The organism is Kibdelosporangium philippinense (assembly GCF_021390435.2).
Lineage (GTDB): Bacteria > Actinomycetota > Actinomycetes > Mycobacteriales > Pseudonocardiaceae > Kibdelosporangium > Kibdelosporangium philippinense.
The window spans coordinates 1,279,811-1,306,334 of record NZ_JAJVCN010000002.1 but is presented as its reverse complement, the minus strand read 5'-3'; the positions used below and the strand labels follow the sequence as shown (position 1 = coordinate 1,306,334).

The window sequence follows — 26,524 nt, the reverse complement described above, 5'->3', positions numbered from 1 at the left end:
ACCTAGAGTCACCTGTTCGAGTGAGTCCATGTACCCGTCAAAAGTCGGGTTTGTGACGCGTGTTACTTGGCCTGTTCGTCCGTAACGCCGTCAGCCCAGATCCTGGATGGGCCACGGAAAAGCAGCACCAGCACGGCGATGCACACCAGACCGGCTGGAACTCCGTACAGCGGCTGGCCGGACGGCACCGCCGCGTAGTAGGACACGCCGAGTAGCAGGATCTGGATCGCGGTCGACGGGCCGCGCGCCCAGCGCTTGCCGAGCAGCAGGCCGATTCCACAGGCCAGCACGCCGCCCGCGATCACGACGAAGTAGCCGGCCTGCGCGTAGATGTTGATCCCCGACTGCGAGCTGCCGCCGATCAGCAGGACGACCGCGAACGCGACGCCGGCCAGTCCCTGGATGCCGACAAGGACGCCGGCCGCTTTGACCGTGCCAGGCACGGCTGTGTCACTGGTCACGAAACTTCCTGGTAGCTGGGGGATTGTGACGTTCGGTACGTGGTAACCGATCGTATGCCACCCGGTTGGTCGGTCCCATCGGCCTGCGATTCGGGCGATGATCCTTACCAGGTTGTCGTCGAGCGGATTGGTCGTCCGGGTGCACTCGTCACGACAGCGAACGGATGTCCGGACGAAGGGAGCACGATCACTGGTAGCCACCAGATGACTCGGCCGGGTTACCCCGTAACCCTCCATCGAGCCACGTGCTGGGCGGAGACGCCTACGCACTGTTTTACGCTGCGGTTATGCGTGCAGTCCTGGTAGTCAATCCTCAGGCGACGGCGACGACGGCCGCCGGGCGGGACGTGCTCGCGCACGCCCTGGCCAGCGAGGTCAAGCTGGACGTCATCGAGACCGACTATCGCGGTCACGCGATGAAGGCCGCGCGCAAGGCGGCGGAGGACGGGGTGGACCTCGTCGTCGCCCACGGCGGGGACGGAACGGTCAACGAAGTCGTCAACGGCATGCTCACCGCGGGTTCGCCCGCGCCGATGCTGGGTGTGGTGCCAGGCGGATCGGCGAACGTGTTCGCGCGCGCTCTGGGATTGCCGCGCGATCCGGTCGAGGCGACCGGTGTCCTGCTCACCGCGATCGATGCTGCTCGCTCCCGGACTGTCGGTTTGGGCCGCGTTTCGTGGCACGACGGCAGCCGATTTTTCACATTTAACGCAGGAGTTGGCTGGGACGCGGACGTCGTCGCATGGGTGGACCGCAAACGGGGGAAGCAAACCAGCCCGTACCTCTACGCCAAAGCCGCTTTGGCGTGCTACCTCAAGCCGTCGCACGGTCAGCCGCGGCTGCAGATCGAGATCCCGGGCGAGCAGCCGCACCAAGGCGGCAAGCTGGCGTTCGTCTCCAACACCGATCCGTGGACCTACCTGGGCAATCGTGCCGTTCATCTGAACGCGGACTGCACTTTCGACAGCGGACTCGGACTGTATTCGCTGAGCACTTTGCGGTTGCCGACCGTGCTGCGCGCACTTCGCCAAGCCGTGTCCAAACGGGGAAATCAGCGCGGCGGGAAGGTTTTGCGGCGCGACGATGTTGACCTGGTCAGGGTCACCGCCGAGGAGCCAGTTCGCCTCCAAGTCGATGGTGACCTCGTCGGCGAGCGGACGAACGTCGAGTTCACGTCGGTTCCGAGGGCGTTGAGGGTTGCCGTCTGACCGATTGGGTACTTGAGATACCGGGCGTGTGATGCGAGGTCACACTAGGTCCGGTAGATACCTCCTGCCGTCGATCTTTTGGGTGAGTTCACTCACCGGCCACAGAACACCTCTTGACATCCGGCTGGTTCGTGAAAGCATTCACAAGCACCCCGAACGACCGATATGACGACGACTGGCGCGCCGAAGCGCGCCTGGCAAGGAGCAAGGAAAAATGGACTGGCGCCACGAAGCGCTCTGCCGCGACGAGGACCCCGAGCTGTTCTTCCCCGTTGGGAACAGCGGTCCCGCACTGCTGCAGATCGCCGAGGCGAAGGCCGTTTGCACCCGCTGCCCCGTGACCTCCTCTTGCCTGTCCTGGGCCCTGGAAAGTGGCCAGGACGCAGGCGTATGGGGCGGAATGAGTGAGGACGAGCGACGCGCTCTCAAGCGGCGCAACGCTCGGACCCGGGCGCGCAGCAACGCCTGAGGCTCTGGCTATCCGCGCAATTCAAAGCGCTTGAAGGCCCGGTACCGACACCCTCGTCGGCACCGGGCCTTTAAGTTTTCCCCAGGTCAAAGCTCGTGAGTGGTTAACAGCGTTAGAACACGACTAACCACTCACGAGGGTTGATCAGCGGCGATGGGACAGCGGGACCCGCAGGACCGCTTCCGTACCACGAGGTTCGCGCCTCCGAAGCGACAACGAGCCGCGAAGTTCCGATTCCACAAGGGTTCGCACGATCTGCAGACCGAGCCCGTCGGTGCGTTCCAATGAGAACCCGCGGGGCAATCCCTTGCCGTCATCGGAGATCACGACGTCGAGCCAGCGCGCCGATCGGTTGGCGGAAATAGTCACTTCGCCGCCCTGACCGGCCGGATATGCATGCTCCACCGCATTTTGGGCGAGTTCCGCGACGACCATCACGAGCGGTGTCGCCAACTCCGCGGACACGACGCCGAACTGCCCGCTGCGCCGGACTTTCACGTGCGACTCGGCCACCGCGACGTCACCGACCACCGGAATCACCTTGTCCAGCAACGTGTCCAGGTCGACCCGTTCGTCGACCGACATGGACAGTGTTTCGTGGACCATCGCGATCGCCGCGACCCGGCGAACGGACTCAGCCAGCGCGGCCTTGGCCTCCGGGCTGTTCGTCCGCCGGGATTGCAGGCGCAGCAACGCGGCCACGGTCTGCAGGTTGTTCTTCACCCGATGGTGGATCTCGCGGATCGTGGCGTCTTTGGACAACAGCGCGCGGTCACGCCGTTTCACTTCAGTCACGTCTCGCACGAGCACCAGCGCGCCAGCCGGAGTGTCCATGGGGCGCAACGGAAGCGCGCGGAACAACACGACAGCGCCACGACGCGATTCCACTTCGGTACGCATACTCGGCTGGCCGTCGATCGCGGCGAGCATCCGTTGCGCGATTTCGGTGGCGTCGAACGGATCCGCGATCAACGAACGAGTCAACGGCGCCAGTCGGACGCCGACCAGATCGGCCGCGTGTCCCATCCGGTGGTACGCGGAGAGCGCATTCGGGCTGGCGAAAATGACGGTTCCGTTGGCGTCCAAACGGATCAGGCCGTCACCGACCCGCGGGCTCGTATGCACGTCCGCGGTCGGCTCGACACTCGGGAACGTGCCGTCCGCGACCATCTGGCACAAGTCACCGGCACTGCCGAGATACGCGATTTCCAGTGGCGAGGGCACCCGCGGAACGGCCAAGTTGGTCTCACGGGACAGCACGCCGATCACGTCGCCCTCGTAGGCCACCGGGATTGTCTCGCGGCGCACCGGGACCCCGAGATACCAGTGCGGGTCTTCCTCGCGGCACACCCGCCGCTCGACCACGGCCCTGCGCAGCTGAGGGTGGTCGGCCACCTTGATGAAGGTGCCCACGATGTCCTCGGGATGTGCGGTCGGCGCCGTGGTGGGCCGGGCGTGGGCGACACAGAGGAAGTCCCCGCCGAGCCGGTCGGCGGCGTTGTTGCCGTCATCCTCGACGTACGGCACCCACAGCAGGAAGTCCGCGAAGGACAAGTCGGAAAGCAGCTGCCATTCGGCCACGACTTTCTGCAGGTGATCGACGGCACCACCGGGCAGCCCGGTGTGCTCGGCCAGCAGATCGGCGAGTGTCGACAAAGCGCGTTCCCTCTCCCGTGGGCAGGCATGTCCCGTTGAGGTGTCACAATGGTTCGACAAAGCAAACCATGCAGTAGGAGATTCGCATGTCGAAGCGCGCACGTAAGCGTCGCGACCGCAAAAAGGGTGGCGCCAACCACGGCAAGCGCCCCAACAGCTGAGCGCGAAACGGCCCCGGGATCCCGGGGCCGTTTTTTCACTGCGTCTTGCGTGTCTCCACCTGGGCTCTGGTGACCTCGACCGAGACACCGCCCTGTTCGACCACGGTCTTGCGGATCGTCGCGCGCAGCCGCTCCTTGAGCGCTTCCGGCGCGTGATCCCCGCCGCACTTCTTGGCCAGCAGTTCCTTGAGGTGCTCGTCGATGCCGTACTCGGCCAGGCACGGGCTGCATTCGTCGAGGTGCTGTTTCAGCAGCTCCTTGCGGCCCTTGTCGCATTCGTTGTCCAGGAACAGCCAGACCTCGGCCAGTACCTCAGAGCAGTCCGTTTCGTGGTTGTCGCCGCAGCTCACGACCCCGACACCTCCGCACGCACGAAGCCCCGCTCCTTGGCGACGCCGGCCAGCATGTCGCGGAGCTGACGACGTCCGCGGTGCAGGCGCGACATCACGGTCCCGATCGGGGTCCCCATGATCTCGGCGATCTCCTTGTAAGCGAATCCTTCGACGTCGGCGAGGTAGACAGCCAGCCTGAACTCCTCAGGCAGCCGTTGCAAGGCCTGCTTGACGTCGTCGTCCGGCAGGTTGTCCATGGCCTCGACCTCGGCCGAGCGAAGGCCGCTCGACGTGTGGCTCTCGGCCTGCGCCAGCTGCCAGTCGGTGATCTCGTCGGTCGGCTGCTGGATCGGCTGCCGCTGCCGCTTGCGGTAGCCGTTGATGTACGTATTGGTGAGGATGCGGTACAGCCACGCCTTGAGGTTCGTGCCAGCCGAGAACGACTCGAAGGCGGCGAAGGCCTTCAAGTACGTCTCCTGCACCAGGTCCTCGGCGTCACTCGGGTTGCGGGTCATCCGCAACGCGGCCGAGTACAGCTGGTCAAGCATTGGCATGGCGTCACGCTCGAACCGAGCCGCGCGTTCCTGCGCGTTCTCCGGTTCCATGTTCACCTGGGTTTCGGTGCCCGGCACCGCGCTCCCTTCCCACCGACCAGTACGGATCCCGGTCGACGCTCGCGACTTCATCGAGGATACGCGGCCTGTGATCGGCAGGCTTGGCGCCTTGCGCGGGGCGGTCTTGGTCAGCACATCCAGCTCAACACGCTCGCCGGTGTCCTCATTCCCGACCGTAAGCTGCCCCACATGGCGGGCAAGGGAACTCCGGGGACAGCGCTGTTGGCCAAGCAGAAGGTGCCGCACACCCTGCACTCCTACCCGCATGACCCGCGTGCGGCCTCGTACGGGCTGGAGGCGGCGGAGGCTTTGGGACGACAAGAGCCCGCCAGGGTCTTCAAGACGCTGTTGGCCGAGGTAGACGGGTCTTTGACGGTAGGAATCGTGCCTGTCACGGCCCAGCTGGACCTGAAGGCTTTGGCCGCGGCGGTCGGCGGGAAGAAAGCCAAGATGGCCGAGGTCGCCGCGGCCGAACGAGCCACCGGGTACGTCGCTGGCGGGATCTCGCCACTCGGTCAGCGCAAGCGCTTGCCGACCGTATTGGACAGCTCGGCCATGGGTTTCGAGACCATGTACTGCTCAGGTGGGCGGCGCGGGCTCGAGATCGAGCTCGCGCCGCAGGACCTGGTGCGGCTGACGTCAGCTGTCGTCGCCGACATCGCGGCGAGCTGACTCTTTCTCCTGATCGGTCAGTTCGACCAGGAGCACGATGTTCTTCATCACGTAGAACAGCAGGCAGCGCGACCAAGCCACCGAGGAACATCAACGGTGCGCCGCCGATATCCGCGCCGATGACGCCGGTTGTCGCGATCCGAGCCACGTATCCGATGACAACACCGAAACCGATCATCGGGAGCACCACCCGGCTCCCCCCAACGCCGGTCAGCCTTGCCCATGATCAACACCAGGATCGCGCTCACGACGAGCACAAGGGCCACTGCGAGGCCCACGATCCCGATCCATGTCCGAACCGCCGGATCCATGTCGGGCCGCCAGGCGTACTCCAGTGTCGGGTCGAACGGATCGAACGGGATGAACCCCCAGATCGCCGCCGGAACTCCGACGGCAAGACCGACGACAGTCGTCCACATCAAAGGTGGCCGGAACTTGTTTCTACTCCCCATGGACGCACTGTACGGACACGCTGTTCAAACAAGGCTTGCGTTTTTCTTCCGATCAGCCGGATCAGTCAAGCGGCCGCAATACGCGGTCCAGCCACTCCTGGACGTTCTGGGACACGCCTTTCACGTCCGCCTTCAGGCTGTGATCCCCCGCCAGCAGCACGACCTCGCGGTGATGCGCGGGCTCCGGCCTGCCGAACGTGTCCTTCTCGCCCTGAAGCACCAGAACAGGCACGTCAACGCCGTCCAACTCGGGCTGCCTGGTCTTTTCCGGCTTCCCCGGCGGGTGCAGCGGGAACGCCAGGCACAGCACCGCGACCGCCTCGCCCTCCGAAGCCGTCCGGCACGCGACCCGCGCGCCCGACGAGCGGCCGCCGAAAACCAGCGGCAGATCCACGAACCACCGCTCGGCCAGATCGTCGACCACGGCGAGCCAAGCCTCATCCAGATGCCCGGACGGCGCCGGAGCGCGACGTCCAGCAACCCGATACGGCTGCTCAACCAAAGCCACATGCACGCCAGCGGCCGTCGCACCACGGGTGGCGGCGACCAGGTCAGGCGCGCCGATCCCGCCGCCCGCGCCGTGGCCGAGCAGCAGCGCCGCCCGGCCTTCCACGGCGCAGTGCAACTCCGCGCGGGCCAGCCCGCGCGGAGTCTCGATCTCGGCGGTGGTCATCGGCCCAGGTCGAACAGGGCGGGCTCGTCCTGTTCGGTCGCCGGGACCATCAGTTCCGGTCCGTTGTTCTTGATGCTGTTCACCGCGGGGGACACCGGGCGCAGCTCCAACGCCGCGAGGAAGTCCTCCGACGGCGGGGTGATCAGGCCGGATGGGTCGAAGTTGTCCGGGTCCAGCCAGGTCGCCCAGCGGTCCGGCGGCATCAGGACCGGCATCCGGTCATGGATCTCCGCCAACTGGTCGGCCGCGGGCATCGTGAGCACCGAGCAGGTCACCAACGGCTCGCTGTCCGGGTTCTCCTTGTCACGCCACACCGTCCACAGACCGGCCATGGCCAGCGAGGCGCCGTCCTTGCGGGTGGTGAAGTACGGCTGCTTCACCTTGCCGTCGCGCTGCCATTCGTACCAGCCGTCGGCTGGCATCAGGCACCTTCGTTTGGTCCACGAGGTGCGGAACGCCGGTTTCTCCGCCGCGCTCTCCGAGCGGGCGTTGATCATCTTCGCGCCGCCCTTCGGATCTTTCGCCCACGCCGGGACCAGGCCCCACTTCATCACCCGCAGCGTGCGCTCCGTGGTGGACATGTCGGGCTCGCCGTCCTCGCCGCGCGGATGCCGTTGCACTACCGCGACAACGTTGCGAGTCGGCGCCACGTTGTAGTCCGGGCCCTTGATCGCGTCCTCCGTCGCGTCAACGGCATCGAACTCCGCCGCGAGCGTGGCGGGATTCTTGGTGGACGCGTACCTACCGCACAATTCGACAACACCTCCAACCGAATCGTGACACGTGCGCGCTGGCCTGGCGAGTGCATAGGGGATCATCGACCCATGACGCAGCCTTGGGTCGCCCCTGTCTCGGCCACGCCGGTCCGTGCCACCGTGTCCATTCCCGGGTCCAAGTCGATCACCAATCGTGCCCTGATCCTGGCGGCGCTCGCCGACGGACCCTCCGCTATCCGTACCCCGTTGCGCAGCCGCGACACCAATCTGATGGTCGAGGCCCTGCGCTCGTTGGGCGCCAAGATCACCGACGATGGCGAAGACTGGCTGGTCACCCCCGCTGCCCTGCACGGCCCAGCGGACGTCGACTGCGGCCTGGCGGGCACGGTCATGCGGTTCCTGCCCCCGGCGGCTGCGATCGGGCAGGGCGAGATCCGGTTCGACGGCGACGAGTACGCCAGGGAACGTCCGATGGAGACGATCCTGAACGCGTTGCGCGGACTCGGCGCGGACATCACCGGCGACCGGCTTCCGTTCACCTTGCACGGAAAAGGCTCGCTGCCCGGTGGTGAAGTCGTGATCGACGCGTCCGGGTCATCGCAGTTCGTGTCCGGTCTGTTGCTCTCCGGCCCCAGATACGACAAGGGTTTGACGATCCAGCACGACGGCAAACCAGTCCCGTCCATGCCGCACATCGAGATGACCGTGCAGATGCTGCGCGCGGCAGGCGTGGACGTGAACGACTCGTCGGCGAACACCTGGCAGGTGCAACCCGGCCCGATCCGCGGCCGCGAATGGGTCATCGAGCCCGATCTGTCCAACGCGACACCGTTCCTGGCGGCGGCAGCGGTGACTGGCGGAACCGTGACGATCACCGGCTGGCCCGCGGAGACCACTCAGCCAGGTGACGACATCCGAGGCATCCTGTCCCAAATGGGATGCGAAGTGACGCTCGACGCCAACGGACTCACCGTGACCGGCCCAACCCGACTGTCCGGTGTGGACGTTGACCTGCGTGACGTCGGCGAGCTGACGCCAACCATCGCCGCGCTGGCCGCATTGGCCGAAGGACAGTCCGTGCTGCGCGGGATCGCACACCTGCGTGGCCACGAGACGGACCGACTGGCCGCGCTGGCCGAGGACCTGAACGGCATCGGCGGCGACGTGACGGAAACCGAAGACGGCCTGATCATCCGCCCACGCCCATTGCACGGCGGTGCGTGGAAAGCCTTCGCCGACCACCGGATGGCGACAGCGGGCGCGATCCTCGGCCTGGTCGTCGAAGGCGTCGAGGTGGACGACATAGCGTCGACGACAAAGACGATCCCGGACTTCCCAGGAATGTGGCAGCGAATGCTCGGCGGAGGCCAGTGACGTGAGTCCGCGGGACCGGCGCCGCGACTGGAGCAGGCTCGACGAGTCGGACGTACGCGTCCGCCCAGGTCGCGGCACCAGACCACGGACAAAAATACGCCCAGAGCACGCCGATGCGGTGACAGCGATGGTCGTCGGCAAAGACCGCGGCCGTTGGACATGCGCGCTCGACAGCGACCCCAAGCAAATCGTGGTCGCGATGCGCGCGCGTGAACTGGGCCGTACACCGGTCGTGATCGGGGACTACGTCGACTTGGTCGGTGACACGAGCGGCAAGCCGGACACGCTCGCGCGGATTGTGCGCGTCGCGGACCGCACTTCGGTCCTTCGGCGCACAGCGGATGACACGGATCCTTTTGAGCGTGTCGTTGTGGCGAACGCGTCGCAGTTGCTGATCGTGGTCGCGTTGGCGGATCCTCCGCCTCGGAAGGGCTTTATCGACCGTGCTTTGGTCGCAGCTTACGCGGGTGGTCTTGAACCCGTGTTGTGCTTGACGAAGTCCGATCTGGCCAGCCCGGATTCTTTGATAGATGCTTACGCCGACTTGGCTTTTCCGATCCTGGTGACCCGGCAGGATGAGGAGCCATCGGCAGTGGCCGAGCAGCTGCATTCGCAGGTCACGGCGCTGGTTGGGCATTCTGGCGTCGGCAAGTCGACTTTGGTGAACAAGCTCGTGCCGGACGCTGACCGGCAGACGGGTGTGGTGAGTGCGGTGGGGAAGGGCAGGCACACGTCTGTCACGGCCGTCGCTTTGCCGCTGCCTGACGGTGGTTGGGTGATCGACACGCCGGGGATCCGGTCGTTCGGGCTTGCCCACATCTCGCCGGACGACATCGTGTCGGCTTTCCCTGAGTTTGTTGAGGCTGCGGAGGAATGCCCTTCGGGCTGCGGGCACTTGGGGGCGCCGGAGGACCCGGATTGCATGCTGGACACCGTGGTCGCGGACGGCACAGCGACTCAGGGCCGGTTGGATTCGCTGCGGCGGCTGTTGGCTTCCCGTGCCGGGCTTGAGGATGCGCGCGAACAGCCTGCCGAATAAGGCCCTTTCCATCCTCCGGCCAGCCCTCATCGCACCATGAATTCCCCCAAGGGGATCCCTTATTTCAACGTTACCGCAGGGGTACGACATTTTCGTATCGCCGCAGGTCCCAAGCCACACGCCACCGCAACAACAATTCCCCGAAGGGGATCCCTTGTTTTTAACGTTACCGCAGGGGTCCGACAGTTCCGTATTTCCGCAGGTCAGGGCCAGTCAACCGGTGACAACGGCCACGATGCGCGACCCCGGAGGGAAGAACCCGCGATCGGCCAACGCGTAGATGCCGTACATCATCTTCGCGACATAAACCCACTCCAACGTCACCCCGTGCCGTCGACCGAAGTCCTGGATGAAGGTATCGAGTGCCGCGGTCCGCTTCGCGAAGCCGCCGAAGTGAAACTCGGTGTTGATCGACCAGTTGCCCAGCGGCTCGCCGAACGAATCACGTTGGAGCCGTACAACATCCGCTGCGAGAAAGTCGCCCTTCAAGGCAGCGAACCCCAGCGCACGCTGACCGGGGTTGAGGCCAGCGGAGATCCCCGCGAGTGTCCCACCGGTGCCACACGCGCAGCACAGAACGTCGAAGGGGACGTCGATCTCGCCCGTGAGTTCCACACAACCGCGCGCAGCCGCGCTGTTGCTACCGCCCTCAGGGATGAGATAGCAGTCCCCGAACCGTTCGAGCAGCTTGGTGGTCACCTCCGGCGAGGTTTTGCGCCGGTAGGTCGTTCTGTCCAGGTAGACCAGAGACATGCCACGGCTTGACGCGTAGGCCAACGACTCGTTCAGCGGCAGATGCTCTTCGCCCCGAATCACGCCGATGGTCTGGAACCCGTAGTAATGGCCGACCGCCGCGGTGGCTCGGATGTGGTTCGAGTACGCGCCGCCGAACGTGAGCAATGTGGACACTCCGGCGGCCTTCGCGACAGCGATGTTGTACTTGAGTTTCCGCCACTTGTTGCCAGGAATTTCCGGGTTGATCAGGTCGTCCCGCTTCAGGAACAGGCGAAGGCCGTGTCTCGCGATCCGCTCGTCGTCCAACTCCACGAGCGGCGACGGCAGCCGCAGCGAAACGCCCTCCACGATCGCGGATCATACGGACCCGCCTGAAAGCTGAGCGTGCACGCCGACAGCTGCCCCAAGCCCCGGACAGCCTCCCCCGCAACAACAATTCCCCAGGGGGACCCCTGAATTTCACATTACCAGAGGGGTCCGACAGTTCCGTATCGCCGCAGAGCCCGAGCCGCGCGCCACCGCAACAACAATTCCCCCAAGGGGATCCCTATTTTCAACGTTACCGCAGGGGTCCGACAGCTTCGGGTTTGCGCAGCTCAGCCCATGTGTGGGTACGTGTGATCGGTCGGCGGGACGAAGGTCTCCTTGATCGAGCGCGGACTGATCCAGCGCTGCAAGTTGAAGATGGACCCAGCCTTGTCATTCGTGCCCGAAGCCCGGCTGCCGCCAAAAGGTTGCTGCCCAACAACTGCGCCCGTCGGCTTGTCGTTGACGTAGAAGTTCCCAGCCGTAAACCGAAGCGCCCGTTGGGCTTCCTCAACCGCATGCCGGTCCGTCGCGAACACCGCACCCGTCAGCCCGTAAGGCGAAGCGGAATCCACAGCCTCCAGCACCTTCGGGAAGTCGGCGTCATCATAAACATGTACCGCCAAGATCGGCCCGAAGTACTCGCTCCGGAAAACCTCGTGGGTCGGGTCATCGCCGACCAAAACCGTTGGCTGCACGAAGAAACCGACGCTGTCATCGGCCACGCCGCCGGTCAGCACCTCCAGCTTGCCCTCGGCCCGCACCTGAGCGAACAGCGACGAGTGCTTGGCAAAGGCGCGCGAGTCGATCACCGCGCCCCCGAAGTGCGAGAAGTCCGTGACATCGCCATAGGACAACGACTGCGCCACGTCCACAAGCCCGTCACGCACGCCGCCGTCCCACAGCGAACGCGCGATGTAAGCACGCGAAGCCGCCGAGCACTTCTGGCCCTGGTACTCGAAAGCACCGCGAATCAAACCGGTAACCAAAGCCGCGGGATCCGCGGAAGCGTGCGCCACAACGAAATCCTTGCCGCCCGTCTCGCCGACGATCCGCGGATAGGCGCGATACGTATCCAGATTCTCGCCGATCGTGCGCCACAGGTGCTTGAAAGTCTTGGTAGAACCCGTGAAATGCAGTCCGGCGAAGTCCGGATCCGCGAGAGCGATCTCGCTGACCGCTGGTCCGTCCCCGGTCACCAGGTTGATCACGCCGGGCGGCAGGCCCGCCGCTTCAAGCAAGCGCATGGTGTGGTGCGCGGCGAGCGACTGGGTCGGCGACGGCTTCCACACCACGGTGTTACCCATCAATGCTGGCGCCGTCGGCAGGTTTCCGGCGATCGCGGTGAAGTTGAACGGGGTGATCGCCACGACGAATCCGTCGAGCGGGCGGTGGTCGAACCGGTTCCACATTCCTGGGCTGGACTCCGGCTGCTCGGCGAGGATCCGGCGGGCGAACGTCACGTTGAAGCGCCAGAAGTCGATCAGCTCGCACGCGCTGTCGATCTCGGCCTGCTGCGCGGATTTCGACTGTCCGAGGATCGTCGCCGCGTTCAGTTTGTCGCGCCACGGGCCGGAAAGCAGGTCCGCGGCGCGCAGCAGGATTGCCGCGCGCTCTTCGAACGGCAGGTCACGCCACGCGGGCGCGGCGGCTTTGGCTGCCCCGACCGCCGCACGGACGTCTTCGTGCGTTGCCTGCGCGGTTTGGCCGAGGACGTGTGCGCGGTCGTGCGGCTGGACGACGTCGACGCGGTCGCCGCCTGCCATCCATTCCTCGCCGCCGATCGTCATGGTGAACTCGGTCTGTTCACCTTCCAATGCCGCGATGGCGGCTTGGAGGGTCTCGCGTTCGGGTGTTCCCGGCGCGTATGACCTGATCGGCTCGTTGCGGGCGTTGGGCACGGCCGAGACGGCGTCCATCGAGCGCTCCTCTACATCAGCTCCAGCAAGAACGGCAGCTCCTGGGTGGCATACCAGGCCAGTTCGTGGTCCTCGGCGTCACCCAACACGAATTCTGCGTCCTCATCACCCATGTCCGCAGCGTCGATCACCGCCACGGCCTTGGCCACGGCGTCCTCGGCCTCGGACGAGTCCAGGTGGATCGCCTTGATGTCCTTGAGCACGATCGCGCCGGACAACCGGACCACCGAGTGGTCGAGGTCGGGACGCGGGGTCGCACCGTCCACATCGGCCGCGATCACCACCCGGCGGCGCATCGCCTCCGGGTCGGCGTTGAGCAGGCGCAGCGACGCGCGGGCCGCGTCGGCCATCGCGACGTACTCGAGGTCCTCGGCTGAGCCCTCGGTATACGACTCGCGCAACGCCGGGGTCAACGCGAACGCGGTGCCGTTCAACGGCTTGAACTCGCCAGCCGTGTTGAGCTCGTGCAGCATCGTGACCGTGGCAGGAAGATAGACCCGCACGACTTCACACCCTTACCGTAGAAAGCAGTTCTTCCAAGGACTCCTCGACCATCCTGGCCAGGTTGTCCACATCGGACATGGCGCCCCGGTCCCCGTTGAGTCCGAAGTAGACGCCACCGTCGTACGAGGTGACCCCGATCGCCAGCGCCTGGTTGCGCACCAGCGGGACGACCGGGAACATCTCCATCATCTTGGCGTTGCCCGCGTACAGCGACTCCTGCGGGCCAGGCACGTTGGTGATCACCACGTTGAAGATCTTGCGGGAGAACGAGCCCGCGGCGCGCGCGCCGAGCGAGTGCAACGTCGGCGGCGCGAAGCCGCTCATCCGCCGCAGCGCGCCAGCCGCGACTTTGCTCGCCGAGTCGTTGTGCACGCGCATCGCGTGACTCACGTGATGCAGCCGTACCACCGCATTCGGTTCACCCACAGGCAAATCAACCAGCTTGGCGGTGACCGTATTTCCCAGCATGCCCGGCACGGTTTCGTCAGACTCGTCTTCCCGCACGGCTAAAGGAACTAACGCACGCAACGTGGTCGACGAGGTGACCGTCTGACCGCGTGAGAGCAGCCAGGTCCGCAAGGCGCCAGCGAGCGTGGCCAAGACGGCGTCGTTGACCGTGCAGTTGTGCTCGTTACGGATGGCGCGGAAGTCTTCCAGGCTCGTCCTGGCGACGGCGAACCGTCGCTGTGGCGAGATCCGTACGTTCAGCGGCCCGCTCGGCGCTGTGCTCGCCGTGCTGATGGCCGTGACCAGGCCGCCCGCTGTGTCCGCGAGGCTGGCCACCAGGTCGCCCGCGACGGCGCGCGCGTTCTCGACCAGCTCACGCGGGCTCTGCACGGCGTCTTTCAGCGCGTCGATCAGCAGTTTCGTTGACGTTGGCGCGCGCCGTGGGATCCACGCACCGTCACTGTTGTGGCCGACCGCCGGGGACGTGTCGAGGATGAGCTGGCCGATGTCGATCGTGCCGATCCCGTCGACCAGCGCCAGATGGGTCTTGGTGATGATCGCGAACCGGCCCTTGGCCAGCCCCTCGACCAGGTAGGTCTCCCACAGTGGCCTGGCCGGGTCCAGCGGCCTCGACATCAGCCGCGCGACCAGGTCGTGCAGCTGGTCATCGCTGCCAGGGCGGGGCAGCGCCGAGCGCCGCACGTGATACGTCAGATCGAAGTCAGGGTCGTCGACCCACACTGGCCTGGCCAGATGCCCCGGCACCGACACCACGCGCTGGCGGTAGCGCGGGATCAGATCGAGCCGCTGCCCGATGATCCTGACCAGCTCGTCGTAGTCGAAACCGCCACGCGGCCGACGGAACACAGCGACCCCGCCGACATGCATTGGCGTCGCCTGGTCCTCCAGGTAGATGAATGACGCGTCCACCGCGGACAGGCGATCCGGCATGCTCAAAGCTTAATTGCTGTGCCGATTGCCCTCGCTCCGCTCGGGCGTGGCTTGGTCGCCACAGCCGGTCATTTCCACCCCGCCCCACGCAACCGACACCGCTCAGTGCCTGCTCAACGCCCTGGTTGGGGCGGCGTCGGGCGTGTTGCGTGGCGCAAATGACCAGCGCGACCAAGCCGAGTCCGACGCCGCATACCCGCCATTCCGGCGTACTGCGATCCTGTGCGCATGGCTTCACCCAAGGACAGATTCGTCACGGTGTACGGCCGCAAGCCGGTGCTGGAGGCGCTCGGCGACGCGACGCTGCAAGTGGACAAGGTCGTCCTGGCCGACACCGCACGCGGTCCGGCAGCGCGAGAGATCATCGACGCGGCGTCCGCGCGCGGGGTTGACGTCCAGCGCGCGTCCGCGCACCGCGTCAAGGTCCTCGCAGGCAATGGCAAGCAGGACCAGGGCGTGCTCGCCGACGTCGTCGCGCCGCGGATGAAGTTGCTTTCGGACGCTTTGTCCGGACCGCGACCACCGCGCGGGGTGCTGTTGCTTGACGGGATTACAACGCCCGCGAATGTGGGCATGATCCTGCGCACCGCGACCGCCGCCGGGATGGGCGGGATCGTCGTGCCACGGCGCGGGGTCGCGTCTATCGATCCGTTGGTCGTGAAGGCCTCCGCTGGCGTTGCTTTCCACGCGCCTGTGCTGCGCTGCGGTACGGCCGCTGAGGCCGCGGCGGAACTACGCGCGTCGGGATATCCCATCTTCGGTCTGGACGCGGGCGCGCCAACGTCGCTGTTCTCCGCTGAGCTGCCGTCGCGAGTCGCGTTTGTACTGGGCAGTGAGACCGCTGGCGTGAGTCAGGACGTCGCGTCACACGTGACGTCATGGGTGTCGATTCCGATGCGCGGCGGCGTGGAATCACTGAACGTAGCGAGCGCGGCGGCAGTGTTGTGTTTCGAACACCTCCGCCGCGACCCGGCGACATATTAATATATTAGCGTTCGTCTACGTGATAACCCACAACGCGGGCCGAAACGAGCAGACTTCCCCGACATTCCGCACTGGACGGACCAAAACCAGGCTCAACCCAATAGCCCAGTTCGTACCAGAAAGAAGAACCAGCGGCGCAGTGTGCGACGGCCCGATATAGATAGGGTGGGTACGGCAAATAATCACAGAACACCGAAACGCCCTGACCGGCCAGTACGCTGTACCTGTAGTGGTCACAGTACGGCGGCGGGAGATCTCGGGCGGACGCCGGCAACCCGATCATGAGGGTTCCGACGGAAATGACAGAGGCAAGTAAAGCAGCCAATTTCCTGCGCATCTGCTCTCCCCTTTCGAAGCGATGACTCACCGAGCGTAACCACGTAGCGCAATTGCTGACAATTAACCGGGCAAGTGAAAATAAAACGCACCCGGTGACGTTCACTGCTCCAAACGACTGATTACAGGCGCGACAGTGGTGTCATCCAGACGAGGGAACCTTGTCCGGATCGGACGGTCCGGCGGCTCTGTTGGACGACCAATCCGACAGGGGGAGACAGAAAGTTTGATCACACCAACCCTTCGACCGCTGCATACGTACGAGCCGGTGCACGGCCAGATCCTCAAACCGGCAAGGCGCCCGCCCGCGCAGCCACCAGTGGTAGAACCCCTGGTCACCCCGGACAACGCCCAGTTCATGCCAACGGTGACCAAGATCCTCGAAGTCTTGGACGGCCGCAGGCCGCTAGGGCAGCTGACAGCGCTGGTGGCCGAGCCGGTTTATCAGGCGACCGTGACGCGGCTACGGACAACGCCGCCGGTGGGGATCCGTTATCAGCTGTCCTCAATGCACAGTTGCCAGCCGAGCGCTGGCGTTGTCGAGGCTTGCGGCGTTGTCGAGATTGCCCGGCATGGGGTTCGGGAGCGACGGGCTCAGGCGCTCGCTTGCCGCTTCGAGTTTCGGGAGGAGAGGTGGTGGTGCGTGTACTTCCGGATCCTTGTCAGTAGGTAGGTAGGGCTTGGCTTGGGGCGCGGGGCAGTTCGGCTGGGGCTGCTTCCGCGCCACCGGGCCGATCTGCGCTCACGGTGCCAGGCCACTCCGCGCTCCCGGACTGCCTGCGGCTAGGGCTCCTTTGCGCTGCGGGGTTGCTCTGCGCTCTGGCGGCGCCTCGGGCGACTCAAGGCCTGACAACCCAATCGGGCGCTGAGGGCCGCCCAACGCGTTTCCAGGCCGCCTACCTGGGCTTACTGGCCGTGGCACCGGTCGGAGCGCGGCCTGCGGCCCCCGGAAACCAGCGTAACGATGACTACCGACGAAACCTTGGCATGGAGATCGACTACAGCTCAGTTGTCCACAAGCCGAGGCTGGCTATGGCACGGCTCAGGTGCGGCTTTCGGCCCTGAGGTTGCTTTGGATATGCCACTGGGGCGAGCCCGGTGAACGGGTCCGCCCCAGCGGTAAGGGTCGAGCCAGTCAATCAACGGCGGGGGCCCTTGCGGCCTTTCTTCGCGTTGGCGCGGGCGGCTGCGCGGCGCTCGCGGCGGGTGCCGGACTGTGAGCCATCGCCGCCGCCGTCTGCTCCCTCGGTGTGGGATTCGACGCCGCCGTCTTCCGACGGGCCGCTGTAGTTCAGTTGCTGCGGTTGTTGGTTTCCGCCGCGGAACGCGGGCGGGACCTGCGGCTGTGGGGGTGCGGGCGGCGGGTCTTGCAGGCGGTGCCTGCCGTTGCTGTCGTCCGCTCGGGCTTGGGCTGCTTGCGCTGCGCGGGCGAAGGCGGCGGGGACTTCTGCTGGCTGCACCGGTTGTTGCTGGGGTGGGGCTTCCGCTTCAATCCGCACCGAGAAGAGGTGCTGGACTGTTTCTTCTTTCAGGCCGTCCAGCATTGACTGGAACATGTCGTAGCCTTCCCGCTGGTATTCGATCAGCGGGTCGCGCTGCGCCATCGCGCGCAGGCCGATGCCTTCTTTCAGGTAGTCCATCTCGTAGAGGTGCTCGCGCCACTTGCGGTCAAGGACCTGCAGCAGGATCTGGCGCTCCAGGTTGCGCATGACGCCTTCGCCGAACTGGCCGTCGATGCTGGCTTCGCGTTCTTCGTACGCGCGCATGATGTCCTGGCCGATCGCCTCCTTGAGGTGTTCGGCGTCCAGGTCCATCTCGTCGTCCTCGGCCAGCTCCTCCCAGGTCACCTTGACCGGGTAGAGCTGCTTGAACGCGCTCCACAGCCGCTTGTGGTCCCAGTCCTCGGCGTAGCCGTCCGAGGTCTCCTGGTCGATGTAGTCCGAGACGACGTCACGCATCATCGTCTCGATCTCCGGCCGGACGTCGTCGCCTTCGAGGACCTTGCGGCGCTCGGCGTAGACCACCTTGCGCTGCTCGTTCATCACGTCGTCGTACTTCAGGACGTTCTTGCGGATCTCGAAGTTCTGCTGCTCGACCTGGGTCTGCGCGCTCTTGATCGCACGCGTGACCATCTTGGCCTCGATTGGCATGTCGTCGGGCACGCGCAGGGTCGTCATCACGCGCTCGACCATCACGGCGTTGAACCGGCGCATGAGCTCGTCACCGAGCGAGAGGTAGAACCGCGACTCGCCTGGGTCACCCTGACGGCCGGAGCGGCCACGCAGCTGGTTGTCGATACGGCGTGACTCGTGCCGTTCGGTGCCGAGCACGTACAGGCCGCCGAGTTCTGCGATCTCGTTACGCGACGCGCTCGCGGTCTCGTAGGCCTCCGTGTAGGTGGCGTCGTAGACCTTCTGGTCGAACATGCTGCCGCGGACGGCCTGGAACTGCTTGTCATAAAGCGCCGTGTGCACGACGTCGTACACGGCCGAGCCCACGGCCTGTTCCAGCTTGGCCTCGCGCTCTTCCTCGTCCACGCCACGGTCGCGCTTGGAGGAACGCTCGGTCTGCTTCTTCACCACCGTCAGCGCCTCGTCGGCGGCCTTGTCGGCGACGCCGTCGGTCGGCAGGTCGGCGTGCTTGCGCAGAACGCGCTCAACGCCGTCGCGGACCTTCAGTTCGAGCTGGTCGAAGGCGGTGTCGCGGCGCTTGAAGTAGATGTCCTCGACCTTGCCTGAGCCGCCGACGCGGGCGACCATCGTCTTCTGCTCGGCCACGGCGTCGGTCGCGTTCAGGATCTCGCGCAGCGTCCTGCCCAGGTTGCCGAGGGCCTCCTCGCGCGCGTCCGTGGCGATCGGCTTGGTGTTCTTCTCAGCCGCCGCGCGCGCCTTTTCCTCGGCGCGCTCGGTGGCGATACGCGTCGCCTGTACGTGCGCCGGGTCACCGGCGAGGTCGCCTTCGCGCTCCTCCTCCGGCACGTCCTCGTCGTGCTCGACGTGGATCTCGCCACCACCGAGCACGATGTCAGTACCACGACCGGCCATGTTGGTCGCGATCGTGACCGCGCCCTTCTGACCGGCCTGCGCGATGATCGCCGCCTCGCGCTTGTGGTTCTTGGCGTTCAGGACCTCGTGCGGGATGCCCATCTTGAGCAGCAGCTTCGACAGGTACTCCGAGCGCTCCACGCTCGTGGTACCGACCAGCACCGGCTGGCCCTTCTGGTGCCGCTCGGCGATGTCCTCGGCGACCGCCTCGAACTTGGCCTGCTCGGTCTTGTAGATCAGGTCAGACTGGTCCTTGCGGATCATCGGCTTGTTCGGCGGGATCGGCACGACCGGCAGCTTGTATGTCTGGTGCAGCTCGGCCGCCTCGGTCTGCGCGGTACCGGTCATCCCGGCGAGCTTCTCGTATAGGCGGAAGTAGTTCTGCAGGGTGACCGTGGCGAAGGTCTGGCTCTCCGCCTTGATCTCGACCCGCTCCTTGGCCTCGATCGCCTGGTGCATGCCCTCGTTGTAGCGGCGCCCGGCCAGCACACGGCCGGTGAACTCGTCGACGATCAGGACCTCGCCGTTGCGGACGATGTAGTCCTTGTCGCGCTTGAACAGCTCCTTGGCCTTCAGCGCGTTGTTCATGTACCCGACGAGCGGCGTGTTCGCCGAGTCGTACAGGTTCTCCATGCCGAGCTGGTCTTCGATCAGCGCGACACCGGCCTCGGTCACACCGACCGTGCGCTTGCGCTCGTCGACCTCGTAGTGGATGTCGCGGCGCATCAACGGCGCCAGCCTCGCGAACTCCTGGTACCAGCGCGACGACTGGTCGGCGGGGCCGGAGATGATCAGCGGCGTACGGGCCTCGTCGATCAGGATCGAGTCGACCTCGTCGACGATGGCGAAGTAGTGCTCGCGCTGCACGCACTCGTCGATGCTGTGCGCCATGTTGTCGCGCAGGTAGTCGAAGCCGAACTCGTTGTTCGTGCCGTACGTGACGTCGCAGTTGTAGGCCTCGCGGCGCTGCTCCGGCGTCTTGTCCGACAGGATGGTGCCGACCGTGAGCCCGAGGAACCGGTGGATCCGGCCCATCCACTCCGCGTCACGTTCGACCAGGTAGTCGTTGACCGTGACGACGTGCACACCGCGACCGGCGATCGCGTTGAGATACGCGGGCAGCACACAGGTCAGCGTCTTGCCCTCACCGGTCTTCATCTCGGCGACCATGCCGAGGTGCAGTGCGGCGCCACCCATGATCTGGACGTCGTAGTGGCGCTGGTTGAGCACCCGCTTGGCGCCCTCCCTGACCACGGCGAACGCCTCGGGCAGCAGGTCGTCGAGGTCCTCGCCCTCTTGGAACCGGCTCTTGAACTCGGCGGTTTTCGCGCGCAACTCGTCATCAGTGAGGTTGACGACGTCCTCTTCGAGGGCGTTGATGTGGTCCTTGATGTTGCGCAAGCGCTTGAGCGTCTTACCTTCGCCCGCACGGAGTATCCGAGCCAGCACCATGTTGCCCTGACCTCATTACCTGATCGACTGTGCGCCCGCCGACGAGGGCACCTCTCCCCCATCGTAGGGAACGGGCATGACACGATGCACGGCCATCTGTCCTGACCGCGCTCCACATACAAGAACGCCCCGGGAACGCGAAGGTTCCCGGGACGGTGCTTATTTGTCCTCGCTTCGCTCGGACGGGCTTAGCCGCCGGAAGCCAGCCATTTCCACCCCACCCCACGCGACCGACACCGCTCAGTGCCTGCTCGCCGCCGTCGGTGGGGCGGCGTCGGGCGTGTTGCGTGGCGTAAACGGCCGGCGCGGCCAAGCCGACATACAAGGACGCCCCGGAAGCCGCTGGCAACCGGGGCGTCCTGCCTTATATGAGGCTCTAGGACATTCTGATGACGCCGTAGTCGAAGCCCTTGCGGCGGTAGACCACGCACGGCCGGCCTTCATCGACGTCGAAGAAGAGGTAGAAGTCGTGCCCGACCAGCTCCATCTGATACAGAGCCTGGTCGACGCTCATGGGGGTCGCGGGGTGCTCCTTCTCCCGCACGATGCGACCTGGCCTGGGGTCTTCCAGACCGTCGTCCCAACGCTGCTCGGGTACGACGCCCTCGTACTCCGGCGCTTCCAGCAGCGCGATCTGCGCGACTCGCTGGCTGTTGGTCATGTTGCGCGCGCGTAGTTCCGGCGCAGCGTCAACGGAGCCGATCGCTGGCGAGGCAGTCGCCTCGGCCATTGAGGTCGGGCTGCGTCGCCCGTGGTGCACACGCCTGCGGTCGTGCAGTCTGCGCAACCGGTTCTCGAGCTTGTTCACCGCGGAGTCGAGCGCGGCGTAGAAGTCGCCTGCGCAGGCCTCGGAGCGGACAACGGGTCCGCGCACCTTGGCGGTGATCTCGACACGCTGGCAGTTCTTCATCTGCCTGCGGTTGGGCTCGTGGAACAACTCCACATCGAAGCGGATGACCTTCTTGTCGTACCGCTCGAGTCGGGCGAGCTTGTCCGTCACGTGTACCCGGTAGTGATCGGGTACTTCGACGTTGCGCCCCTTAACGACGATGTCCATACACGACCTCCTCGCTGTTTTCTGCGAGCCATCTGATCGGCGAAAACATGGCGGCCGGGGTCCTGCCGAGCTGAGCCGTTGCCTCTGTGAGACTCAACTCCCCGCCGGCGCCAGGGTCATGGGCTGATCGCCTCCTCCCTCATGCCGGGGCTGATAGCGCTGCACGTTAGCCCGGGTTGCGGTTCAGCAACAGTCCCCTTGGCGGGCGAACTCACGCCGCGACGGAGAGTGATGCCGGACACAGCGAAGGACCCATCGTGATACCGGAGTGTTGGCGTGCAGTCCACACGACGAGGGTGGTTTTCACCCTTGTGGAGGAGCGATATGCCCAGCACAGTCGCTGTCCGGGCTGGCTCTAACGGGTCCCGCTGTCCTTCCAACGGGCCCACCGGCCGTTCATCCCGGCTTTCCATACCGTTCCAACGGTCGAATGCCGATCTTGGTTCCCGGTCAGGATTCACCCATGTGGGGGTATGCAGACGATCTAGGTAGCAGACAGCGCAACAACGGCGTTGATCTTGAGGTCTGCCCTGGTGAGGACGGGGGTACGGGGAGTAGCGGAGTGGCCGACGGTAACAACGTCATCGATCAAGATGGCGGATCGGGAAATGCGGGGTTTTGCCGCGGCGGATTCGGATAATCAGGTGGCCGTCAACGCGAGGACGCCGACGACTTTGGCTCCCGCGTTGGTCAGGGCCGCACAGCAGGCCGCGGCGGTCGCTCCCGTCGTGATGACGTCGTCGATCAACACCACCTTTTCCCGGATCGGCGTACACCGCAGACGGCCCGCGAGGTTACGCATCCGCTGATCAGGGTCCAAACCGACCGAATCCTTCACCCGACGGTCCAGCTTCAGCACTGGGCGCACGGGAGCCGCCATGGCCTCCGCGATCAGCCGCATGTGGTCGTAGCCGCGCTGACGAAACGCCGCAGGTCTCGACGGCACTGGGACCACGGCGGCTGTGGGCAATCTGGCCAAAGCTTCGGCGAGCAGGCTGCCGAAGTGGGCCGCCAGCTCTCTGCGACCGCGTTCCTTGTACGCGATCACGGCTCTTCTGGCCGCGCCGGAGTATTCCGCCAGCGCATACATCGGCGGCAGGCCATTCCTACGGCGCACCGGCATCAAGCTGGTCATGTCCACACTGCATGGCGGGCAGAGGGCGTCGCCGGGTTCGCCGCAGCCCGCACAGCAGGAGGGCACCAGCAGTTCGAGCAACGCCTTGAGCACATGTCAGACGATGGCACACCCCACCGACAATTCCGGGTGGCGTTCCCAGCTGTGTGAACTCCTGGCCGCTGTGAAGGGAAGATCCAGGGCGCCGTGAAGGCCACCTTCGCGGCGTTGAACGCACCAAACTCGGCCCTCACAACCCTGAACGGCGAGCAATGCCCGCACCCCTCGCCACGGCAGCCAGTCCCAGCACAACCCACGCCGTGCCAGCCACAAATCCTCGCAGGTCAACGGCTCGCGCCCGGCCCTAGTATCGACCAAACCCCGAACCCTGAGTTCCTGGCATTGGCATCCAACGCGACAAGGGAGGCCCTCGCGCGTCTAACGCCGCGAGGGTGGCCTTCACGGCACAAGAGGTCAGCCGGGGTAGAAGGGGCGGGCTCCTGGGCCTTGGGCTTGGCTTTGCGGGTGCGGCAACCAGACCTGGCCGATGTCCGACGCTGTCCACATCCCGACCGCGTCCGTCACGACGATCTGCCTGCTCGGTGCGGCCGTGATCGACGACAGCGGCAAAGTCAGGTTCGCCAGGTTGTAGCGCTGCGCCTGGATCCCGTCGACCGGAACCTGCCACACAGGACCCGTCGGGCTGTTGGTTGCCACGACAAGACGGCTGTTGTCGAGCCAGTCGACCCCGACAACGTTCGTGATCGACGGCAGCAGCTGCTTCGGCGCGGAAATCGCCACATCCGTCGAATTGTTGGCCCGCACGACCGCGCCGACCACGAGCTTCCCGTCGGCCACGACCGCGACCCGCACACCGTCGCGGGACAGGCGAAGCTCGGTGATCTTGCCGAACCCCTCGATCTCGGACTGGTTCACCGGCAACGGCATCCATGTCCCCTCGCGGTTGCGGACCGCGCGGTTGATCGTGTTGTTGGCCACGACCCAGACTTCTTTGCCGATCTCGTTCGAGGCCACCGGGTATTGCCAGGTTGGCCGGGTCATCTCGGTCCCGGTCACCTGGATCGCGCGCAGGCCTTCGGTCAGACCGCCCACCCGCAGCTGCATTTCGCCGTTGTTCAGCCGCTCAACCACAGCCAACTGGGAGCCGTCGACCGATTGGGCCGCGCTTTCCACGCGGTATTCGCCGCTTCCCGCGGGGTTGGCGATCGGTTTGCCGTCCCGCAGGTCCTTCACCCGGTTTCCGACCACCATCATGCCGTTGAGGCCGGGTCGCGGCGTCGTCCGGCCGCCGTCCGCCTGTACGTCGCTGACCTTCCAGTCTGGCTGGTCGGGCACCAGTGGCATGTCTTCGACCTGCAGTCGCACGGTCGTCGTCGGGACGTCCTGCAGCGATAACACGATCTGGGTGGCGATCGCGCGTTTCGTCTCGATGGTCTGGTCGCCGAGCATGCCGAGGTTGACGATGGTCGCGCCGTCTCTTGTCGAGGTTGTCGCGTTCGTACGCTGCACCGCTGACGAGGGTATGGCGCTGTGCACGGCGCCCTGCAGTCCCGTCGCGGGGCCTTGCAACAGCAGGCTGATGATCTCGCTTGCCGACGGCAGCGGCGAGCCGGGCAGGAATCGCTGGTCAGGGACCGGGACTTCTTTCGACGTGTCGTAGAAGTAGAGCTTGACCGGCCGGTAGTTGTTGGTGAACGACGAGATCGGGATGATCATGGCGTTGTTCGGCGTCTCGCTGATTCGCCACTGGCCGTCCTTGCGCACCAGTTTCACGATCCCGCTGTCCTGCTTGACCTGGGGAATGAAGGACTTGTGCGAGTCGAGCCGTCCCTTGGTCGTCGACTTCACCTCGACGCTGGCCGTCTCCGGGTCCGCGTCCTTCGCCTGCTGCCTCGGCACCGTGCTGAAGTCGTCGTCGACGATCGTCGGCTGGCTGTCCGGGCGCCACAAGCGTTTCGCTTCGTCGGTCAGGTACGCCTCGGCCATCGCCGTGTCGCCGCTGTCCTCGATGAACTTGCGGACCACCATGATCGGGTCGGCGTCCCGGTCGGGCAGCTGGACCCGCTGCTGTGGCTGCGCCGACGAGTTCGGGATGACGTACGCGTTGGTCTGCTCGGGAATGTTGGCGCAGGACGCCACCAACAGCAGACACGCCACTGCCACGATCAGCCTCACCGGACCTCCTCCAGTGGCGATTCGGCCGGGACGTCGTCCTCCGGCCGCAACGGCAGCGGGCTGTCGCCGAGTTCGACGTCTTGCTGGCGGGGCAGCAACAACCGGAAGTTCGCGCCGTGCCCCGGCTCGCCCCATGCTTCGAGGCGTCCGCCGTGCAGCCGGGCGTCCTCGACGCTGATCGCCAGGCCCAGCCCGGTGCCACCGGTGTGCCGGTTACGGGACGGATCGGCGCGCCAGAACCGGTTGAACACCAGGTCCGCTTCGCCGGGACGCAGGCCGACGCCGTAGTCCCGCACGGTCACCGCGAGGGTCGAGTCGTTGAATGCCATCTTGAGCCGGACCGGGTGGCCTTCGCCGTGGTCCACCGCGTTGGCCAGCAGGTTTCGCAGGATCCGTTCGATCCGGCGGGCGTCGACCTCCGCGGTCGCGGCCGCGGCGGGCAGTTCGAGTTCGATCCGGCTGCCCGCGTTCTCCGCGACCACCCGCACGGAGTCCAGCGCGCGCTTGGCGATCGCGCGGACGTCGGTGTATTCGGCGACGAGGTCCTCGACGCCCGCGTCCAGCCGGGAGATCTCCAGCAGGTCGCCGAGCAGCGATTCGAACCGGTCCAGCTCGTCGACCAGCAGCTCGGTCGACCGGGCGAGCCCGGCGGGGAACTGGGCGCGCGAGGCGTGCAGCACGTCGGCGGCCATCCGCACGGTCGTCAGCGGAGTGCGCAGCTCGTGCGAGACGTCCGAGGTGAACCGGCGTTGCAGCTGGCCGAACTCCTCCAGCTGCTGGATCTGGTACTTGATGCTCTCGGCCATCTGGTTGTACGACTCAGCCAGCTTGGCCACGTCGTCCTCGCCGATCACGGCCATACGTTCGTCCAGCTCACCAGCGGCGAACCGTTCCGCGGCCTCGGCCGCGCGCCGCACCGGACGAACGACCTGCCTGGTCACCAGGTTGGCCACGCCAGCCAGCAGCACCAGCAGCACGAGCCCGCCCACGATCAGCGTGCTCTGTACAACGCTGATCGTGTTCTGCTCGGTGGTCAACGGGAACAGCAGATACAGCTGCAACGGCCGGTTCGCGCTGGTCACGGGCGCGCCGACGAACAGGAACGTGGTCCGTACGCCGCCGCGGTCCACCGTCGCGATCTGGCGCGCCAACTGACCGTTCTGCACGAACGCGCGCAGCGATTCCGGCACGTCCGAGTAGTACGCGCCGGCTTGGATGCTGTCCGGGACGCCCCTGCCGTCGTAAGCGAGGATCGGGTTGAACGCGCCAGCGACCGTCTCGGCGCCCTGTTCGTCCGACGACGAGCTCGACAGCTTGTTGATCGCGCCGCTGAGCCGTTCGCGGAAGCCGTCGGACAGCACGTTCACGCCGAGCAGCTCGCGGTTGGCGGTGGTCACCGCGGCATGCGTCTCGGCGATGGCGGCTTCCTGCTTGGAGGACAGCAGCCGGTCGGTGATCTGGTTCTGCAGGACCATGCCGAGCACGAACACCACCGCCGACGACAGCGCGAGCGTGCTCACCACGACCCTGACCTGCAGCGAACGCCGCCACAGTTCGCTGAACCGGACGGCCCGTTCGCGGCCGAACGCCACCGCGCGGCCCAACTGCCGGATCACCAACCGGCTGGACCGCGCGAAGAAACGCCTCATAGG

General features: G+C 65.8%; 24 protein-coding genes. 8 read left to right on the top strand and 16 right to left on the bottom strand.

What is annotated here, in order from left to right; all coding sequences use genetic code 11:
• Window positions 1-62: 62 nt before the first annotated feature.
• On the bottom strand, window positions 63-461 hold the full coding sequence (locus LWC34_RS25180) for a hypothetical protein (RefSeq protein ID WP_233727611.1): 399 nt from the start codon (window positions 459-461) through the stop codon (window positions 63-65).
• 287 nt (window positions 462-748) lie between these two features.
• Here LWC34_RS25180 and LWC34_RS25175 point away from each other — a divergent pair, with 287 nt between their 5' ends.
• Together LWC34_RS25175 and LWC34_RS25170 are read left to right on the top strand one after the other, a co-directional pair.
• On the top strand, window positions 749-1,669 hold the full coding sequence (locus LWC34_RS25175) for a diacylglycerol/lipid kinase family protein (RefSeq protein ID WP_233727610.1): 921 nt from the start codon (window positions 749-751) through the stop codon (window positions 1,667-1,669).
• A gap of 214 nt (window positions 1,670-1,883) precedes the next feature.
• Window positions 1,884-2,138 (top strand): WhiB family transcriptional regulator, encoded by a 255-nt coding sequence (locus LWC34_RS25170; RefSeq protein ID WP_033381942.1) that lies wholly within the window; start codon window positions 1,884-1,886, stop codon window positions 2,136-2,138.
• 144 nt (window positions 2,139-2,282) lie between these two features.
• On the opposite strand, the gene LWC34_RS25165 is transcribed toward LWC34_RS25170, so the two are convergent.
• Window positions 2,283-3,794, bottom strand: a complete 1,512-nt coding sequence (locus LWC34_RS25165) for a sensor histidine kinase (RefSeq protein WP_233727609.1) — start codon at window positions 3,792-3,794, stop codon at window positions 2,283-2,285.
• 86 nt (window positions 3,795-3,880) lie between these two features.
• Between LWC34_RS25165 and LWC34_RS58865 the strand changes: the two genes are divergently transcribed.
• Window positions 3,881-3,955: a 50S ribosomal protein bL37 gene (locus LWC34_RS58865; RefSeq protein ID WP_370591786.1), complete on the top strand. Its 75-nt coding sequence runs from the start codon at window positions 3,881-3,883 to the stop codon at window positions 3,953-3,955.
• Window positions 3,956-3,990: 35 nt separating this feature from the next.
• On the opposite strand, the gene rsrA is transcribed toward LWC34_RS58865, so the two are convergent.
• Entirely contained in the window at window positions 3,991-4,305 is a 315-nt protein-coding gene (gene rsrA / locus LWC34_RS25160) for a mycothiol system anti-sigma-R factor (RefSeq protein WP_233727608.1), read from the bottom strand.
• On the bottom strand, window positions 4,302-4,892 hold the full coding sequence (locus tag LWC34_RS25155; RefSeq protein WP_233728877.1) for a sigma-70 family RNA polymerase sigma factor: 591 nt from the start codon (window positions 4,890-4,892) through the stop codon (window positions 4,302-4,304). The genes rsrA and LWC34_RS25155 overlap by 4 nt, the downstream gene beginning before the upstream one ends.
• 198 nt (window positions 4,893-5,090) lie before the next feature.
• Here LWC34_RS25155 and ybaK point away from each other — a divergent pair, with 198 nt between their 5' ends.
• Window positions 5,091-5,573 (top strand): Cys-tRNA(Pro) deacylase, encoded by a 483-nt coding sequence (gene ybaK / locus LWC34_RS25150; RefSeq protein WP_233727607.1) that lies wholly within the window; start codon window positions 5,091-5,093, stop codon window positions 5,571-5,573.
• Between the two features lie 47 nt (window positions 5,574-5,620).
• Here the strand turns inward: ybaK and LWC34_RS25145 are convergent, their stop codons facing one another.
• The 3 genes from LWC34_RS25145 to LWC34_RS25135 form a co-directional block, all read right to left on the bottom strand.
• Window positions 5,621-6,025 (bottom strand): Asp23/Gls24 family envelope stress response protein, encoded by a 405-nt coding sequence (locus LWC34_RS25145; RefSeq protein WP_233727606.1) that lies wholly within the window; start codon window positions 6,023-6,025, stop codon window positions 5,621-5,623.
• A 61-nt stretch (window positions 6,026-6,086) separates the two neighbouring features.
• Window positions 6,087-6,698 carry an alpha/beta hydrolase family protein gene (locus LWC34_RS25140; protein ID WP_233727605.1) on the bottom strand — a complete coding sequence of 204 codons (612 nt, stop codon included), beginning with the start codon at window positions 6,696-6,698 and terminating at the stop codon, window positions 6,087-6,089.
• A complete protein-coding gene (locus LWC34_RS25135; RefSeq protein WP_233727604.1) occupies window positions 6,695-7,450 on the bottom strand; it encodes an SOS response-associated peptidase in 756 nt (251 codons plus the stop codon). Before LWC34_RS25135 ends, LWC34_RS25140 begins: the two co-directional genes overlap by 4 nt.
• Before the next feature lie 72 nt (window positions 7,451-7,522).
• Here LWC34_RS25135 and aroA point away from each other — a divergent pair, with 72 nt between their 5' ends.
• The gene (aroA, locus tag LWC34_RS25130; protein ID WP_233727603.1) at window positions 7,523-8,788 is read left to right on the top strand and encodes a 3-phosphoshikimate 1-carboxyvinyltransferase; all 1,266 of its coding nucleotides are present in this window, start codon (window positions 7,523-7,525) and stop codon (window positions 8,786-8,788) included.
• A gap of 1 nt (window position 8,789) precedes the next feature.
• Window positions 8,790-9,827 (top strand): ribosome small subunit-dependent GTPase A, encoded by a 1,038-nt coding sequence (rsgA, locus tag LWC34_RS25125; RefSeq protein ID WP_233727602.1) that lies wholly within the window; start codon window positions 8,790-8,792, stop codon window positions 9,825-9,827.
• Between the two features lie 213 nt (window positions 9,828-10,040).
• On the opposite strand, the gene LWC34_RS25120 is transcribed toward rsgA, so the two are convergent.
• The 4 genes from LWC34_RS25120 to LWC34_RS25105 all read right to left on the bottom strand — a co-directional run bounded on the left by LWC34_RS25120 (window position 10,041) and on the right by LWC34_RS25105 (window position 14,689).
• Entirely contained in the window at window positions 10,041-10,910 is an 870-nt protein-coding gene (locus tag LWC34_RS25120) for a 1-aminocyclopropane-1-carboxylate deaminase/D-cysteine desulfhydrase (RefSeq protein WP_233727601.1), read from the bottom strand.
• A 248-nt stretch (window positions 10,911-11,158) separates the two neighbouring features.
• On the bottom strand, window positions 11,159-12,787 hold the full coding sequence (pruA, locus tag LWC34_RS25115; protein WP_233727600.1) for an L-glutamate gamma-semialdehyde dehydrogenase: 1,629 nt from the start codon (window positions 12,785-12,787) through the stop codon (window positions 11,159-11,161).
• Window positions 12,788-12,798: 11 nt separating this feature from the next.
• Window positions 12,799-13,290 (bottom strand): DUF6912 family protein, encoded by a 492-nt coding sequence (locus tag LWC34_RS25110; protein ID WP_233727599.1) that lies wholly within the window; start codon window positions 13,288-13,290, stop codon window positions 12,799-12,801.
• A gap of 4 nt (window positions 13,291-13,294) precedes the next feature.
• On the bottom strand, window positions 13,295-14,689 hold the full coding sequence (locus tag LWC34_RS25105; RefSeq protein WP_233727598.1) for a WS/DGAT/MGAT family O-acyltransferase: 1,395 nt from the start codon (window positions 14,687-14,689) through the stop codon (window positions 13,295-13,297).
• A 228-nt stretch (window positions 14,690-14,917) separates the two neighbouring features.
• Here LWC34_RS25105 and LWC34_RS25100 point away from each other — a divergent pair, with 228 nt between their 5' ends.
• Both LWC34_RS25100 and LWC34_RS25095 read left to right on the top strand, forming a co-directional pair.
• Window positions 14,918-15,673, top strand: coding sequence for a TrmH family RNA methyltransferase (locus LWC34_RS25100; RefSeq protein WP_233727597.1), 756 nt, complete (start codon window positions 14,918-14,920; stop codon window positions 15,671-15,673).
• A gap of 562 nt (window positions 15,674-16,235) precedes the next feature.
• A complete protein-coding gene (locus LWC34_RS25095) occupies window positions 16,236-16,682 on the top strand; it encodes an Rv3235 family protein (RefSeq protein ID WP_233727596.1) in 447 nt (148 codons plus the stop codon).
• A 466-nt stretch (window positions 16,683-17,148) separates the two neighbouring features.
• On the opposite strand, the gene secA is transcribed toward LWC34_RS25095, so the two are convergent.
• From secA to mtrB, 5 genes are all read right to left on the bottom strand, one after another.
• Window positions 17,149-20,505: a preprotein translocase subunit SecA gene (gene secA, locus LWC34_RS25090; protein ID WP_233727595.1), complete on the bottom strand. Its 3,357-nt coding sequence runs from the start codon at window positions 20,503-20,505 to the stop codon at window positions 17,149-17,151.
• Between the two features lie 376 nt (window positions 20,506-20,881).
• Window positions 20,882-21,562, bottom strand: a complete 681-nt coding sequence (hpf, locus tag LWC34_RS25085) for a ribosome hibernation-promoting factor, HPF/YfiA family (RefSeq protein ID WP_233727594.1) — start codon at window positions 21,560-21,562, stop codon at window positions 20,882-20,884.
• Window positions 21,563-22,202: 640 nt separating this feature from the next.
• Window positions 22,203-22,790, bottom strand: a complete 588-nt coding sequence (locus tag LWC34_RS25080) for a ComF family protein (protein WP_233727593.1) — start codon at window positions 22,788-22,790, stop codon at window positions 22,203-22,205.
• Window positions 22,791-23,150: 360 nt separating this feature from the next.
• Window positions 23,151-24,872 carry an LpqB family beta-propeller domain-containing protein gene (locus LWC34_RS25075; RefSeq protein ID WP_233727592.1) on the bottom strand — a complete coding sequence of 574 codons (1,722 nt, stop codon included), beginning with the start codon at window positions 24,870-24,872 and terminating at the stop codon, window positions 23,151-23,153.
• Window positions 24,869-26,521 carry an MtrAB system histidine kinase MtrB gene (gene mtrB / locus LWC34_RS25070; protein WP_233727591.1) on the bottom strand — a complete coding sequence of 551 codons (1,653 nt, stop codon included), beginning with the start codon at window positions 26,519-26,521 and terminating at the stop codon, window positions 24,869-24,871. Before mtrB ends, LWC34_RS25075 begins: the two co-directional genes overlap by 4 nt.
• Between the last annotated feature and the right edge of the window lie 3 nt (window positions 26,522-26,524).

Coding starts and splice junctions, on each gene's coding strand:
- LWC34_RS25175 (WP_233727610.1), top strand. CDS start 749: ATGCGTGCAGTCCTGGTAGTCAATCCTCAGGCGACGGCGACGACGGCC.
- LWC34_RS25170 (WP_033381942.1), top strand. CDS start 1,884: ATGGACTGGCGCCACGAAGCGCTCTGCCGCGACGAGGACCCCGAGCTG.
- LWC34_RS25155 (WP_233728877.1), bottom strand. CDS start 4,892: ATGGAACCGGAGAACGCGCAGGAACGCGCGGCTCGGTTCGAGCGTGAC.
- ybaK (WP_233727607.1), top strand. CDS start 5,091: ATGGCGGGCAAGGGAACTCCGGGGACAGCGCTGTTGGCCAAGCAGAAG.
- LWC34_RS25145 (WP_233727606.1), bottom strand. CDS start 6,025: ATGGGGAGTAGAAACAAGTTCCGGCCACCTTTGATGTGGACGACTGTC.
- LWC34_RS25140 (WP_233727605.1), bottom strand. CDS start 6,698: ATGACCACCGCCGAGATCGAGACTCCGCGCGGGCTGGCCCGCGCGGAG.
- aroA (WP_233727603.1), top strand. CDS start 7,523: ATGACGCAGCCTTGGGTCGCCCCTGTCTCGGCCACGCCGGTCCGTGCC.
- pruA (WP_233727600.1), bottom strand. CDS start 12,787: ATGGACGCCGTCTCGGCCGTGCCCAACGCCCGCAACGAGCCGATCAGG.
- LWC34_RS25105 (WP_233727598.1), bottom strand. CDS start 14,689: ATGCCGGATCGCCTGTCCGCGGTGGACGCGTCATTCATCTACCTGGAG.
- LWC34_RS25100 (WP_233727597.1), top strand. CDS start 14,918: ATGGCTTCACCCAAGGACAGATTCGTCACGGTGTACGGCCGCAAGCCG.
- secA (WP_233727595.1), bottom strand. CDS start 20,505: ATGGTGCTGGCTCGGATACTCCGTGCGGGCGAAGGTAAGACGCTCAAG.
- hpf (WP_233727594.1), bottom strand. CDS start 21,562: ATGGACATCGTCGTTAAGGGGCGCAACGTCGAAGTACCCGATCACTAC.
- mtrB (WP_233727591.1), bottom strand. CDS start 26,521: ATGAGGCGTTTCTTCGCGCGGTCCAGCCGGTTGGTGATCCGGCAGTTG.